Raw genomic sequence first — 16,274 nt, forward strand, 5'->3', positions numbered from 1 at the left:
GTGACAGGGATCACAAAAAAAATCGCTAAACTTAGTATAGTAAGCAAGTTAGGCGATCGCAGCAAAAGTCTACCGAGCTTAGCTTTATGGGTTGGTGCTAGGCGCTATCACCCCAATCTGACGGCCAATTTATTTAAATAATTTAAGCCTTTAGGCTATGGTTCGCTCTTAACTCCGCAACGCTTATGGGAACGGAGTCAAAAACTCAAAAAAACTCAGATTTTCCCTATCTAAGGAAGAACAAAATGCTAGGTAATTTCCAAGATACTTGCATTCACCAGCTATTTGAGTTCCAAGTAGATCGATCGCCTGATGCAATCGCCGTAATTTTTGAAGGAAAGCAGCTAACTTATCAACAGTTAAACTCCCAAGCTAACCAGTTGGCGCATTATCTGAAGACTTTGGGTGTGGGGCCAGAAGTATTGGTTGCAGCCTGTGTAGAACGATCGCTAGAGATGGTAGTAGGTCTATTAGGTATTCTCAAAGCTGGGGGAGCTTACGTACCACTAGATCCGCATTATCCCCCAAATAGACTGGCATTTATGTTGGAACACTCCCAAACGCCAGTTTTGCTTACACAACAGCATTTAGTCGAGTCTCTTCCCGAACACCAAGCGCGTGTCATCTGTTTAGATGGGAATTCAGAAATAGTCGATCGCTTCACCGACAAAAACCCAGACAGTGGGGTGACACCGGATAATTTAGCCTATGTGATTTATACCTCCGGCTCTACTGGTCAACCCAAGGGAGTAGCGATCGAGCATCGCGGTGCAGTCAACACCCTCATCGACATCAACGACCGTTTTGAAGTGGGAAGTGGCGATCGCGTCTTAGCTCTATCTTCCCTGAGCTTTGACCTATCCGTATATGACATTTTCGGTCTGCTGGCTGCGGGAGGAACCGTTGTCATCCCTCAAGTATCAGCAACACCAGATCCCGCTCACTGGGTGGATTTGATTGCCCAAGCACAAGTCACAATTTGGAACTCCGCACCAGCCTTAATGCAGATGCTTGTGGATTATGCAACGGCTCATAGCAACACTCTGTCATCATCGCTGCGATTAGTCCTTCTCAGCGGCGATTGGATACCTTTGACTTTGCCAGATCAAATCAAAGCTTTAATTTCTAGGTCGGTGTCCGAAAGTTTAGACTTAGATATTGAACCTCAATGGAGTAGGACGGGCAAGATGCCCATCCCACAAGAAAAATCAGCCTCTTGTGGGGTGGGCTTCCCGCCTGCCCCGTGCAGGAGTGCAATATCTCAGCCAGACCAACCCTCAACCCCGGCTATTATCGGCTTAGGAGGTGCAACCGAGGCTTCTATCTGGTCGATTTTATATCCCATCGAAACCGTTGACCCCGCCTGGAAAAGCATCCCTTACGGGAAGTCAATGACTAACCAGAAATTCTACGTCCTCAACCAAGCAATGGAGCCTTGTAATGAGGGAGAAGTCGGGGAACTCTACATCGGTGGAATTGGTTTGGCTAGATGCTATTGGCGAGATGAAGAAAAGACTAGCAAGCGCTTCATCACTCATCCCCATACAAGCGATACTGCTGACGCAACGCTACGCGAACGCCTTTACTGTACAGGCGATCTTGGTCGCTATCTCCCGGATGGTAACATCGAATTTCAAGGTCGCATCGACCACCAAGCGAAAATTCGCGGCTTCCGCATCGAACTAGGCGAGATCGAAGCAGTGCTGGGACAACACCCCGACGTGCAGGTAGGCGTAGTAGCAGCACAAGAAGATGTCCCCGGACAGAAACGCTTGATCGCTTATATTGTTTCCAAAGTCACCGCAGAACGCACACCCTTTAAAAGCCAGTGTTTAGCAGAAATTGAGGGCGATCGCTCAGTTAAGCTACAAACAGAAGACATCTCCATCGGCGGCATCGGCGTGATTGGGGTGACAGATAATTGGCCACAAGGTAAACGCCTGCAACTGCGCGTTGTACTACCGGGAGATACCGAAGAGCAATGTTTTGAGGGAACTGTCGCTTGGTGTCAGGGAAATCAGGCGGGGATTGAGTTATCTCTCACACCCAGTGAAGAAGCGGTGATTCAGCAGAGTATCGACTACCTCTTAGAAACTCAAGGCTTCTTAAAATTTTTGCAACGTACCGCCGCTGGCAAATTGCGTAACTTCCTGAAAGAGAAGTTGCCGGACTATATGGTGCCCTCCAGCTTTGTGTTCCTGAACACCTTGCCGCTAACGCCCAACGGTAAAATAGACCGTCAGAAGCTACTAGCACCTGCGGTTAAAACTCCCGAACTAAGACAAGATTATGTAGCACCTCAAACTCCCCTCGAAGAGGTAGTAGCAGGAATTTGGGCTGAAGTTCTGGGACTAGAACGAGTCGGTATTCGCGATAACTTCTTAGAATTGGGAGGTCACTCTCTGTTAGTCACGCAGATTGCAACTCGAATACGAGACACCTTCCAGGTGGAATTACCTTTGCGTACCTTATTTGAGTCTGCCACGGTCGCCGATCTTGCTCATAATCTGGAAATCGCCAGCCACAAAGCTCCCATATCACAGGCTCCACCGATTCTACCAATTTCGCGCGATCGGGACTTGCCTCTATCCTTCGGTCAGCAACAACTCTGGTTCCTATGTCAACTGGCTCCTGATATACCTTTTTATAACGAACCGATTACTATTCGTCTCCCTGGTTCCGTCAACATTACTGCCCTAGAGCGCAGCATCAACGAAATTATCAAGCGTCACGAAATTTTGCGAACTACCTTTGCTGTGGTAGATGGGCAACCAGTGATGATGATTCAAGATACCTTTAATGTCACCTTACCAGTGGTGAATCTTGAGGAATTACCAGAGATAGAACGGGAGACTGAAGCCTTGCGACTGGCAACTTTGGAAGCGAAACAGCCTTTTGACCTGACCGAAGGGCCGCTACTGCGGGGTACTCTCATGCAGTTGGGGGAGGCAGATTACAGGTTGTTCCTGACCATACACCACATCGCGATCGATGGTGTTTCGCTGTATGGCTTGTTTATGAAGGAATTGGCGACACTTTACAGCGCCTTTGCTTTAGGTTTGCGATCGCCCCTCCCAGAATTATCCATTCAGTTTGCAGACTTTGCCTACTGGCAACGGCAATGGCTACAGGGAGAAGTGCTGGAAAACCAACTGAGATACTGGAAGCAGCAACTAGCGGATTTGCCAACGCTGCAACTGCCAACTGATCGCATGCGATCGCCAATGCAAACCTTTCGGGGTGCAAGGCAATGTTTAGCGCTACCTCAAACTCTGAGTGTGGCGATCGCGAAATTGAGCCATCACGAAGGCGTTACCCTCTACATGACACTGCTGGCAGCCTTCAAAACCTTACTCTATCGCTACACCGGGCAGACCGACATTGTTGTAGGCACTGTCACCGCAGGACGCAACCAGCCAGGGATTCAGCAACTAATCGCTTGCTTTGTCAACACTGTGGTGCTGCGTACCGATCTCAAGGACAACCCTACTTTCCGGCAGTTGATTGACAGAGTGCGGGAAGTTACCTTGGGAGCATTTGCTTACCAAGATTTGCCTTTTGAGAAATTGGTAGAAGCACTGCAACCGGAGCGGAATTTGGGTCAAAACCCGCTGTTTCAGGTTGCTTTCGTTCTGCAACCCCCCATGTCAGGCGTTGATTCAATGCTGAATTGGAGTCAGTTAGATATTGATACCGAAACGGCAAAGTTTGATTTAACCCTGGAATTACAGGAGACATCAGAGGGCATAGTCGGTCGTTTTGAGTACAGCACAGATTTATTTAATGCTGACACGATCGATCGGATGGTTGGGCATTTTCAGACTTTACTAGAAGCGATCGTCGCTAACCCAGAGCAGAAAATTGCAGAGCTGCCTATTTTAACTGAGTTTGAACGGCAGCAGTTAGTGGCGTGGAATGATACCGCAACCGATTACCCTAAAGATGCTTGCATACACCAGTTGTTTGAAGAGCAGGTAGAGCGATCGCCCGATGTGATCGCATTAGTCTTTGAAGATGAGCAACTTACTTATAAAGAACTGAACCAACGAGCTAATAAGCTAGCGCATCATCTCCGCAATTTGGGTGTCACCGCTGAAGTAATGGTGGGGATTTGTGTAGAGCGATCGCTAGAAATGGTAGTGGGACTGTTGGGCATTCTCAAAGCTGGCGGGGCTTATGTGCCACTAGATCCAGCATATCCCCCTGAGCGTTTGACCTTCATGTTAGAAGATGCCCAAGTACCAGTGCTGCTGACTCAGGCGCGGTTAGTTGAATCTCTTCCCAAATATCAAGGGCGTATTGTTTGCCTAGACACAGAGTGGGAAATTATTGAGCGACAGAGTGAGGAAAACCCTGGATATAGCTTAACGCCTGAGAACCTGGCCTATGTGATTTACACTTCGGGGTCTACAGGCAGACCCAAGGGAGTAGCGATCGAGCATCGCAATGCAGTTGCTTTGTTGGATTGGGCAAGAGAAGTCTTTACTCGAGAGGATCTCGCTGGAGTTTTGGCCTCAACCTCCATTTGCTTCGATCTGTCAGTCTTCGAGTTGTTTGTTACCCTTAGCTGGGGTGGCAAAGTCATTCTGGCAGAGAACGCATTGCATTTACCCACATTACCCGCCGCCCTTGATGTCACCCTGATCAATACGGTTCCTTCTGCGATCGTAGAGTTACTGAGAATGGACGGCATACCTTCTTCTGTACGCACCATTAACCTGGCTGGTGAACCCCTTCAGAATAAACTTGTACAGCAACTTTATCAGTGCAATACAATCCAACAGGTCTTCAACCTCTATGGCCCATCTGAAGACACCACCTATTCCACCTATGCTTTAGTGAAAAAAGGAGTTAGCGAGTCACCGTCCATCGGTCGGCCCATTGCTAACTCACAGGTCTATCTTCTGAATACTCAACTGCAACCTGTTCCGATCGGTGTTCCGGGAGAACTTTACATTGGCGGTGCTGGTTTAGCGCGGGGCTATCTCAACCGGCCAGAACTAACTAGCGATCGCTTTATCCCCAACCCCTTTAGCAACAAACTGGGTTCTCGCCTCTACAAAACTGGCGACTTAGCTCGTTACCTACCCGACGGCAATATCGAATTTCTAGGCCGCATCGATCACCAAGTGAAAATTCGCGGCTTCCGCATCGAATTAGGAGAAATTGAGGCGGTATTAAGCCAACACCCAGATGTGCAGGAGTCCCTAGTGCTCAACCGCGAGGATGTCTCCGGCAACCAGCGCTTAGTAGCTTATATTCTTTCCAACCTCAGACCAGAACGGGTTCCTTATCAAAGCGAGTGTCTGGCAGAATTTAATGGAACTTCTGCGTTGAAACTTCGCACAGAAGACATTTCCATCGGTGGTGTCTGCATAGTAGGCGTAGCAGATAATTATCAGCCCGGTAAACCTGTCCGTCTGTACCTGCGTCTACCTGGTTGCAGTGAGGATCAATGGTTAGAGGGTCGGATCGTTTGGCGACAAGGGCAACAATCTGGGATTCAGTTTGCTCTCACTCGGAGTGAGCAAGCTCTAGTTCAAAAAAGTATAGATTACCTACTCGAAGCTCAGGGTTTCTTGAAAGTTTTGCAACGCACAGCAGTCGGCAGTCTACGCAACTTTCTGAAGCAAAAGTTACCCGACTATATGGTACCTTCCAGCTTTGTATTTTTGAATCATTTGCCGCTCACACCCAATGGTAAAATAGACCGTAAGGCGCTGCCAGCTCCCGATGTTATTAACCCACAGTTGGAAACAAATTATGTTGCCCCTCAAACTGATATCGAACAAGCTATCGCTACAGTTTGGCAACAGGTATTACACTTAGAAAAAGTAGGTGTAGATGATAATTTCTTCGACTTAGGCGGTCATTCATTACTGATGGCTCAGGCTCATAGTCAACTGCGCGAAGCGGTGGATAGAGAAGTTTCAATGCTTGAAATGTTTAAATATCCAACCATCAGCTCTTTGGCAAAATATTTAAGTGAGTCGCCAGAGGAAAAATCCTCTTTTGGGCAAAGTCGAGATCGCATCAAAAAACAAAAAGACGCAATCACTCGCCAAAAGCAAAAACAGCGCTTGCAAGGAAAGAATAAAAATGGATAACTCTGAAACCCCCGACTCTATAGAAGGTATTGCTATCATCGGCATGGCAGGTCGCTTTCCCGGCGCAAAAAATGTTGATGATTTTTGGCAAAACCTCCGCGATGGTGTGGAATCTATTTCTTTCTTTACTGAAGAAGAACTAAAATCTTCAGGCATTGATGAGTCAGTGGTGCGTGACCCACGCTATGTAAAAGCAAGAGCCGTACTAGAAGATATTGAGTTGTTTGATGCTTCATTCTTTGGGTTTAATCCTAGAGAAGCTGAAATCACAGATCCACAACACCGCTTTTTCTTGGAGTCGGCTTGGGAGGCTCTAGAAAATGCTGGCTACAATTCTGAAACTTACGAAGGTTCGATTGGAGTTTACGCAGGTGCAGGGAGTTTCAATACTTATTTTTTGAATAACCTTTATCCTAATCATCAGCTTAGAGAATCAGTTGGAGATTTCCAACTTGCGATCGCCAATGAGAAAGATTTCCTGTCAACTCGCGTTTCTTATAAATTAAACTTGAAGGGGCCGAGTGTTACTGTCCAAACAGCCTGTTCTACTTCCTTGGTTTCTATCTGTATGGCTTGCCAAAACTTGCTAAATTACCAATGCGATATGGCTTTAGCTGGTGGCGTTTCTATAGGCGTTAATCAAAAGACAGGATATTTTTATAAAGAGGGAATGATTCTTTCTCCAGACGGACACTGTAGAGCTTTTGATGCTAAGGCACAGGGAACTGTTAGCGGTAGCGGTGTGGGAATAGTGGTTTTGAAAAGATTAGAGGAGGCGATCGCAGACGGAGACTATATTCATGCGGTAATCAAAGGTTGTGCTATTAATAATGATGGTGCTTTCAAAATTGGCTACACAGCTCCCAGTATAGATGGTCAGGCGCAGGCGATCGCAGATGCTCTGGCGATCGCAGAAATTCCCCCTGAAACTGTCACCTATATAGAAGCTCACGGAACCGGAACACCCCTCGGCGATCCGATTGAAATCGCCGCGCTGACGCAAGCTTTCTCACTTGAAACTCAGAAAAAAGGCTTTTGTGCGATCGGTTCAGCCAAAACCAATATCGGACATTTAGATACTGCTGCTGGTGTCACTGGCTTAATCAAAACTGTCCAGGCTCTTAAACACCAATTAATACCACCTAGCCTGCATTTTGAACAAGCTAATCCCAAGATTGATTTTGCCAATAGTCCCTTTTATGTTAACACACAACTTTCCGAATGGAAAGCAGGTAAAACACCCCGTCGTGCTGGAGTCAGTTCCTTTGGCATTGGTGGAACTAATGCTCATGTGGTGCTAGAAGAAGCACCTAGTGTAGAAGAATCTGGAGAATCCCGACCATCACAACTGTTGGTTTTATCTGCGAAAACTAGCTCTGCACTTGATAGTGCAACTGCAAATTTGAGCAACCATTTAAAGCAGCATCCAGATGAAAATCTTGCTGATGTTGCTTATACGCTTCAAGTTGGTAGAAGAGCTTTTAGCCATAGACGCATAGTAGTTTGTAATGACATTGAAGAGGGTATTACTGCCCTTGATACTCTCGATCCCAAACGAGTTTTTACCAACTTACAAGAGTCCAAAAATCGACCTGTCGTATTTATATTTTCAGGACAGGGTTCGCAGTACATCAATATGAGCTTGGAACTCTACCAAGTTGAACCAACATTTCGCGAGCAGATCGATATCTGTTCAGAGATTCTTAAACCTCACTTGGGAATTGACCTGCGCCACGTACTTTATCCCAGCGAATCAGAAGCGGCGACAAACCAATTAAAGCAGACTGCGATTACACAGCCAACACTGTTTGCGATCGAATATGCTTTAGCTAAATTGTGGATGTCTTGGGGAGTGCAGCCCAAAGCGATGATTGGTCATAGCATTGGTGAATATGTAGCAGCTTGTTTGGCTGGTGTTTTCTCCTTGGAAGATGCCTTATCCTTGGTAGCTGCACGAGGTAAATTGATGCAACAACTGCCCACTGGTTCGATGCTGGCAGTACCACTTCCAGAACAGCAAGTGCAAGCATTTTTGGGCAATAAAATCGATTTAGCTGTGATTAACGGAGCATCTATGAGCGTGGTTTCAGGTGCTACTGATGCCATAGATGAATTGCAACAAAAGCTAGTTGAAAAAGGTGTAGAGTGTCGCCGATTGCATACTTCTCATGCCTTTCATTCACAGATGATGGAGCCAATTTTAGAACCCTTCACTGAACAGGTGAAAAAAATTAATCTGAAATCGCCTAAAATTCCATATTTGTCGAACGTTACTGGTAATTGGATTACAGCGACGGAGGCGACAAGTCCGAGTTATTATGCTCAACATCTGCGGCAAACAGTAAGGTTTGCAGATGGCTTACAACAGTTATTAAAAGACCCCAATCAAATATTACTAGAAGTGGGGGCTGGACGGACTTTGAACACGCTAGCAAAACAGCATCCAAATAAAGCCTCTGGACAGATTGTGCTTTCTTCATTACGCCATCCACAAGACCAAAATTCAGATGTAGCTTTCTTGCTTACTACATTGGGTCAACTCTGGTTAGGAGGAGTACAAATAGATTGGTCTAAATTTTATGCTGATGAGCAGCGTTATCGTATCCCATTGCCCAGCTATTCATTTGAGCGCCAACGTTACTGGATTGAAGCACCAGGAATCGAGCAACCGATTAAAATTGCATCTTTACCAGATGAAAATCAACAAGTAGATTCAACACCTCTCCATTCTCGACCAAATTTACACAATACCTATATTGCTCCTAGAGATGAGATTGAGCAAACTATTGCTAGTATCTGGCAAGAATTTCTCGGTCTCGAGCAAGTAGGAATTCATGATGATTTTTTTGATTTAGGCGGAGACTCATTATTAGCAGTTCAACTAATAACCAAATTGAACGAAACATTGCAAAAATCATTATCTCCTCATAGCCTATTGCAATCATCTACTATTGCAGCTTTGGCTGAATTAATTAAAGACAATTCCGGCTTATCTGAGAGTGATAACCAGCAAACCCAGCAAGCTTCTGAGTCCTTGTTAGTGGAGATTCAGCGCGGTACTTTTAAACAACCTTTGTTCTTAGTTCATCCGGTAGGCGGTCACGTTTACATTTATCGGGATTTAGCACGTTATCTAGGTTCAGATCAGCCTGTTTTCGGAATACAGGCGCACGTCTCGGATGTAGAAACAGAGTCTTTTACTAAAGTTGAGGAAATGGCTGCCCGCTATATCGAAGCAGTGCGCGTTCAACAACCTAAAGGCCCCTATTTTTTGGGTGGTTCTTCCTTTGGAGGCACTGTTGCCTTTGAGATGGCGCAGCAACTCAAGGCGCTAGGGGAAGAGATAGCATTGCTAACTTTAATAGATACTCCTGGTCCTGGTCAAATGCCTATTTTGGCGACAGAAGATGATACGGCAATTCTGGTTTATTTGCTGGGTGTTGGTTTCAATCTTTCTCTTTCTTTTGATGTCCTTCAAAAACTCGATCGCGATGAGCAACTTGTCTATTTTTTGGAGCAGGTAAAGATTGCTAATAGAGTGGTTCCTCCAGATTTTGGATTGCCTCAGATTCGCCAGTTTCTTGATCTATTTAAAGCTCATGCTCAGGCGATGAAGAATTATATACCACAAACTTATCCGGGTCGAATTATCTTTTTTCGTGCTAACGAACAAAATGAAGTTAATCCTAAAAATCCTGAATTGCCTTGGATTGAGGTTGCTACGGTCGGGGTAGAGGTTCGAGAAGTACCGGGAAATCATATTACTATGAATTACCCTCCTCATGTTCAAGTTATGGCTGAACAACTTAGAATATATCTTGATTAGGTACGTTGTTGGGCTTTAGCCCTCTTAAAGAGCGCACAAGCGCAACTAAATACCTAGAAATTAGAAACTTTTAGTCAAAGGAGAACTCATGGCTTTATATTCAGAAACTGCCCAAGCTGAAGGCGAAAACACATCGTCGTTGCTACTAGAAATGATGTATGGCTTTCAAATATCTCAGGCTCTTTTTGTAGCAGCTAAACTAGAAATTGCAGATATTTTGAGTGACGGTTCCAAGACGGCTGATGAACTTGCGAAAGCTGCTGGTGTAAATTCTCAGGGTATTTATCACCTGATGCGTATGCTAGTAAGTGTTGGCGTGTTTTCTCTGGAAGATAATGACAAGTTTTGCTTGAATTCTATGGGAAAACATCTCCTGACTGGTACTTCTGATTCTTTACGAGGTACGGTGCTGGCAATGGGTGATGAACTCTATCAGGGATGGGGTAATTTACTATACGGTGTCAAGACGGGAGAAACTGCTTTTGAACATACTTTTAAGACTAATTTTTATAGCTATTTGAAGCAGAATTCTGATGCGGCAGTAAATTTCAATGAGTGGATGAAGGAGACAACAAGGGAGTGGCTGCTTCCGGTGCTTGAAGCTTATGATTTTTCAGAAGTTAAGACTCTTGTGGATGTTGGAGGGGGTATTGGAACCCTAACGGCTGTTATTCTGAATGCCAATCCCAAGATGCAAGCTATTTTGTTCGATCGCGAAGATGTTGTTGTTGATGCGAATCAGGTTTTGAAAGTGGCTGGAGTTGCAGATAGGTGTCAAATAGTTGGAGGTAGCTTTTTTGATGCAGTTCCCCCTAGTGGCAATCTTTACTTACTATCTCGCGTTCTCCTCAATTGGGACGATGGTCATGCTATTAAAATTCTTAAAAATTGCTATCAAGCTATGACAGCTAAAGATCGGCTGATAATTGTTGATTTTATGTTGCCTGAAGGCAAAATGTCGCCATTTATTGGCATGGGTAGCCTAACTTTGTTCATTCTGGGGGGTACTTTCATGCGAACAAAGGATGAATTTTATAATTTACTTTCCTCCGCAGGATTTAAAGTGACTAATATGATAGAAACAAAAGGGCCAGTAAGTGCGATCGAGGCGAAACCTGCTTGACATTACCAGGTCTAAAAACACCAGAATTATTCGGGAGTAGGATTCCTATTGCCCAATTAATCTCCATTCTCTTATAGCAATTCTGAAAAGTTCTGCAACAATAACAAAAGTAGGTTGGGTGGAACGAAATGCAACCCAACCTCATGAATGTAGGAATATTTTTCATAATTGCTATTATCGGGACTTGAACAAATTTTAAGTCCAAACAGAGCATCGAACTTGCTATATGTCAGGCAAATACGTCACCATTCTGTTGTAGCCAAGCGAAAAAACGATCGGACTTGGACTGTGCGATCGCGTTGCTAGCGATTTCAATCGCTTTGGAATTGCGATCGAGCTAACGCTTCACCAGATTGTGTTCCCACTTCCAAACACAGCTCGAAATCAAATTCGTGCAGATATGAGCCGTAATTGGCACTAACAAATTCCCAGTAGCTAAAACGCTGTAACCCAACAGCAATCCGACAGCCGTTGCCCAAACAGCATAAGGCCACTGATCCATGGCTCCCAAGTGCAGAATGCCGAAACAAAAACTCGATAAAACTAAACCGGTAACATTCAATCCCAAAGCAGACAGCATCACGCCTCGAAATAACAATTCTTCGCTCAGTCCCGGTAGCAGTCCCAGCCAAATTAAATCCGGCCAAAATAGGGGTTTGAGCACTACTTCTAAGTAAACGTCAGCACTCCGGCGATAACCGGGCCAAAGGCGATAAACGATCGCACTTCCGCCTGTAATTGCCAGTCCGATCGCACATCCTTTGAGTAAGTCGATTCCTATCAATTTGACTGGCAAAAGCGATACAGATCCAAATAGCAACCACAATTTAGCTACCGCCAGCAACATAATTGCTGTCACGCCCATTGCTACTAAAACTTGGGTGCGCGTCAAGGGTTCAATTTCAGGGTTTTCGGGAATTTTTTCTGCCACTTAATCACTTTTAGATTTGAGGTTTGAGATTTTAGATTTGTTTAGTTTAGTTAGACAAACAACGCAGGGAGGAGATGTCTGCACCCAAGGAAGTTGGAGTGATGCCGGCCCGCAAAGCGACCAAAACTCCGATCGCCTCTAAATATGAGTTTACCTGCAAAGCTTTGATTCCGAGCTTTTCTGGAGTCGCCTGCATCTGGGTTTTGTTGTCGCCCACAGCGATGATTTGTACGGACGATCGCCCACTCAAACTCAGAATAGCACTGCCGCCGCAGGCTGTGGCGGGTATCACCACCGCATCGACTTGATCTGCCCACAAATCCTGGGACTCGAAATCTCGCCTGTTTGCATAGAATTTCTCTCTTGTGGGGTGGGCATCTTGCCCGCCCAATACCTGCGTGCGGGCATCTTGCCCGCCCAATACCTGCGACAGGCAAGATGCCTGTCCCACAGTAGGAGTGACAAATTGGGGAGCTTTGCTGAGGCCGGCAAGCACGCAAGGTAAAAAAGTATACCCGATTTCTTCAGCAGCCGATCGCGGGGACAGGTGCGGATCGAGGGGAAGCGCAGACAGCGCCGGGGCGTGGGCGCAGGGAATTTTAAAAGTTCTGACGATCAGGTGGCTAATCACAGCTTCCGCGCCGGCGAGGGGGTCAACTCCTTTGCCGCGGCGGTAGTTTTCGAGGGCGATGCTACCTTCATCGTCGGGAAATCTCGCCACAACGGCGATCGCCTCGACTTTTGCTTGTTTGATCAATTTTTCGGCGGCGCGTAGTAAACTGTCGGGATTGCCGATCGTCCCCCAGGATGCCCCAGATTCTGAAATACGCAATTCTACTTCCAGCGGGCGATCGGTCAAAATACAATCAGTGATGTTCAAACCTAATGTGGCCCTAGCAGCGTCAACGGCTTGCAAGTGGCGCAACTGCAACTCCGGTTCGATCGCACAATCCATGATTAAGCCGATGCGATTTTGATGTACTGGTTGCAAACCCCAGCATCCTGCGGCAAATTTATCAAGGGCGTAACCTTCCACGTAGAGAGCGTTAGGTATTGGCCAATAAAGTTGAGCACCGTTGAGGACGTTGGGGTGAGTAATCAGCGTATCGGAAATTTGGGCGATCGCCCTAGCAACGGGCAGCGCATCTCCTGCGAACCCACCAATCGATGCTCCAACGCCTGTGGGGACTATCAAAACCACTGTCAAAGGGCGGGGGTTCACGATGTTGCGGGGGATGCTTCCACGAGCACGTAGCCTTCTACCACAGCCTTTTGCCGATCGACATCCACATCTGTGACAGCCCAGCGCAGAGGTTCGCCGTGCTTTTGCAGTTCAATTTCAATGGCTGAGTGCAATTCTTCGGCGGTGTCGCGGAGGTCAACTTCTGCGGAAATGAAATGGGTGGTCATCTTGTGATCCATAGTGGTGTTACCGCGATCGATACTTCGGTACTTAAGTAAATTTTAGCTTAGTCCTAGGATTTACCGAACTGCCGAGCGTAAACAATATCTTCTTTTTCTGTTTCTATCTTCAAGTTCGATCGGGGAAAAGAAACGCACAGTAACACATAACCTTCGGCCTGAAGTTCGGGACTAACGCCCATGCAATCAACTTGCTTAAGTTTACCCTCAATAACTTTAGCAGCGCAAGTAGTACAAACCCCCGAATTGCAAGAGTTCGGCAAATCAATCCCAGCGGCGAGCGCAGTTTGCAAAATTGGTTGATCTTCCGGCACTTCTACGGTATAGGTGCTGCCTTGGTGAAGTAATTCAACTGTGTAAGTTTTAGACATATTTCGATTACTGGTTTGAATTCCCAATGGGAATTTACGGTAAATTTGCAAACAAAGCAATAGATATCTTACCGCTGTCGGTGATTTTGTGCAAATTCACAAAATTTATACTCCTGGACACATGGGGTTCAGAAACCGGGTTTTTTACGAAAATTCTTGATTGCAGCCCTTAAATTCGGTAAAAACCCGGTTTCTTTGGTCGAAGTGCGATCGTGAACTGATTTATTAACTTTATCCTGCAAAAACTCGCCATCTTGTCAAGCATCTTGCTACCAAATATTAGAATCTTTTAATAACTAATTTTCCCTTTCAACCCAACAACTCATCAACAGCAACACTAAAACCCGCCAGCACCAACTGAGTGCTGATTGTAGACCCCAAATTAAAAGTCAACTTTTGAGTTTGAGTCATAATCATAATCCAGCGACTCTCGGGAAAAACAATCCAAACTTCCAAACAACCAGAATCTAAATACTCTTGTGCCTTCAAAAAAACATCTTCCGCAATATCAGTAGGAGAAACAATTTCAGCAATTAACAGCGGACTTTGAGGAAAAGTAGCAACATCGCCATATTCAGCAACAAGTTCAGCAGTCAAATAAGCAACATCAGGGCGACGCACTCGCCTGTCAGTACGACAAGGAACTTCCGTATAAACTTCGCCACCTTGTCCGCTAGATATCTTGTAACTTCTCCAAGAAAAATCTAGTCTAGATTGGATGCGACTGTGTTTTACTGTCATGCCATTTTTCTCCGCGATTTGCCCGTCCACCCATTCCATATCGTCGGTGGGACTGGCTATAAAGTCTTCTAGAGAAACATTGTCTGATAAAACGGCTACCATTACCATAGTTATTTACTCCTTTTTGCAGAATTCACTCATATTGTAGCAATCAATTGGTAATGGGTAATGGGGAATTGGGAATTGGGAATTGGGAATGAGTTGATTGGAACTGAGATATTGCACCATTTTCAGCAACAGGCAAGATGCCTGTTCCACAAGAAAATCAATATCTTTGTGGAACAGGCATCTTGCCTGTTCATAAAAGGCTTCTTGAGAATGGTGCAATATCCCAGTTGGAGTAAAAAAAATAACCCATACCCAATGCCCTATGCCCCATGCCCAATTTACTCAATATTAATTTGATTGGGAGGCTTAGGTTGATTCGGTTTGTCATCGTTCAAAGTTTTACGCCCAGAACTAGCATAATCCTTGTACAAATCTACAAACATCTTTGTCAACTGCTGCAAAGAAATTTGTTCCCCATTAATTTGAGCTTTCATATAAGTTTTAAGCACTTCAATGTAAGCCAAACCGAGGGCAAGGGTGAGAGTTGCCGCCGTTGCACCGGAGATTGCACCGCCGACAATAGTACCAGCACCGGGAATCATTTTAATCAAATTAGTCACAATACTTCTACCCACAGCAGTAACCCCGCCAGCCCCGCTAATCGCAGACAGCATCGCCGAAACAAACCCCTTATCAAAGGGCATTCCAAAAATCACAGTAATATTAGCAATCATTGCCGTTTGCATCGCCATCAAAATCGGCGCATCAGCAAACGGTACAGGAGTCGCGCCAACAATCGCAGAACCGGCAACATAACCAGTTACATACTTAAATGCCATGTCAGATTTCAGCGAAACATTGGCAATTTGTTCTTTCACAAAAGCTTTTTTAGCGACTTCCGGCAGCAGTTGAAAAGTTGCATCCACCAACTTGTCTAAACCGTGAGATTTTACTGTATAATCCTCATCTATTTCTTCCGGTTCAGCCATGACTGGAATGATTTGACTGACTGGCAAATTAATGTGTTCCAGTTGCTTGAAAAACTCGCTGGGCTTTTTCGATGTAGTTTGAGTGAGCACTAAAATCACTGGTACATCTTTGACTTCCATTTCTTTCAGCCAGTTTTCCTCGACTGATTCTATTCTATTGGCGCTGTGATTGATGCAGTACCAGATGACGTGAATGTGTTCTTTGGGGTGCAGGAGTCTTTGGTCTTCAATTAGTTTAGCAACGTTTAATTGAATAAGTTTAATTTGTTCGGCGTTGAGTTCGAGTCCGGGAGTGTCGTAAACTGCGATCGGGCAATTCGGTTTGGTATATTGGCGGATGCCTTGAGTTATGGGGCGGCCGACTCCGGTTTCTGCTAAGCGTTGGCGAAAAACGGAATTTATTAGGGTACTTTTGCCAACACCGGTTTTGCCGATGACTAAAACATTGCATTGTCCCACTTGGTTTTCTGCGTCTTTGAAGGCGTAGTAACTTCTATTTAAAAGCTCGTCTAAGGAAAAGTCGTCTGACATGGCGGTTTGCTCCGATAATGGTGGGATATTAATTAAATACTACCGAATAGAATTCCGATGCTATACAAACGAAGTCCGCGAAGGCGGACTGTGGGAGTCTTAAGAATATTGTAAGTAGGTAGGCGGGAAAAAACATATCTATGTAACAAAACATTAAGTTACCTAATTGGAGTTAAACTTAAGAC

General features: G+C 45.3%; 9 protein-coding genes. 3 read left to right on the top strand and 6 right to left on the bottom strand.

What is annotated here, in order from left to right; genetic code table 11:
* Window positions 1-245: 245 nt before the first annotated feature.
* The 3 genes from QUA44_RS21490 (at window position 246) to QUA44_RS21500 (ending at window position 11,056) form a co-directional block, all read left to right on the top strand.
* Window positions 246-6,107 (top strand): amino acid adenylation domain-containing protein, encoded by a 5,862-nt coding sequence (locus QUA44_RS21490; RefSeq protein ID WP_333254184.1) that lies wholly within the window; start codon window positions 246-248, stop codon window positions 6,105-6,107.
* A complete protein-coding gene (locus QUA44_RS21495) occupies window positions 6,100-9,933 on the top strand; it encodes a beta-ketoacyl synthase N-terminal-like domain-containing protein (protein WP_333254181.1) in 3,834 nt (1,277 codons plus the stop codon). The genes QUA44_RS21490 and QUA44_RS21495 overlap by 8 nt, the downstream gene beginning before the upstream one ends.
* Window positions 9,934-10,021: 88 nt before the next feature.
* Window positions 10,022-11,056 carry a methyltransferase gene (locus tag QUA44_RS21500; RefSeq protein ID WP_333254179.1) on the top strand — a complete coding sequence of 345 codons (1,035 nt, stop codon included), beginning with the start codon at window positions 10,022-10,024 and terminating at the stop codon, window positions 11,054-11,056.
* Window positions 11,057-11,393: 337 nt separating this feature from the next.
* On the opposite strand, the gene QUA44_RS21505 is transcribed toward QUA44_RS21500, so the two are convergent.
* The 6 genes from QUA44_RS21505 to QUA44_RS21530 all read right to left on the bottom strand — a co-directional run bounded on the left by QUA44_RS21505 (window position 11,394) and on the right by QUA44_RS21530 (window position 16,089).
* Window positions 11,394-11,987, bottom strand: a complete 594-nt coding sequence (locus tag QUA44_RS21505; protein WP_333254177.1) for a CPBP family intramembrane glutamic endopeptidase — start codon at window positions 11,985-11,987, stop codon at window positions 11,394-11,396.
* 46 nt (window positions 11,988-12,033) lie between these two features.
* Window positions 12,034-13,209, bottom strand: a complete 1,176-nt coding sequence (locus QUA44_RS21510; protein ID WP_333254175.1) for a DUF3326 domain-containing protein — start codon at window positions 13,207-13,209, stop codon at window positions 12,034-12,036.
* Complete coding sequence (locus QUA44_RS21515) at window positions 13,206-13,397, bottom strand: hypothetical protein (RefSeq protein ID WP_333254173.1); 192 nt, start codon at window positions 13,395-13,397, stop codon at window positions 13,206-13,208. Before QUA44_RS21515 ends, QUA44_RS21510 begins: the two co-directional genes overlap by 4 nt.
* A gap of 65 nt (window positions 13,398-13,462) precedes the next feature.
* Window positions 13,463-13,780, bottom strand: a complete 318-nt coding sequence (locus QUA44_RS21520; RefSeq protein WP_333254171.1) for a 2Fe-2S iron-sulfur cluster-binding protein — start codon at window positions 13,778-13,780, stop codon at window positions 13,463-13,465.
* Window positions 13,781-14,089: 309 nt separating this feature from the next.
* Entirely contained in the window at window positions 14,090-14,629 is a 540-nt protein-coding gene (locus tag QUA44_RS21525; RefSeq protein ID WP_333254169.1) for a Uma2 family endonuclease, read from the bottom strand.
* Window positions 14,630-14,907: 278 nt separating this feature from the next.
* Window positions 14,908-16,089, bottom strand: a complete 1,182-nt coding sequence (locus tag QUA44_RS21530) for a GTPase (protein WP_333254167.1) — start codon at window positions 16,087-16,089, stop codon at window positions 14,908-14,910.
* Window positions 16,090-16,274: the final 185 nt, after the last annotated feature.

The organism is Microcoleus sp. N9_A2, assembly GCF_036701775.1.
Taxonomy (GTDB): Bacteria; Cyanobacteriota; Cyanobacteriia; order Cyanobacteriales; family Microcoleaceae; genus Microcoleus.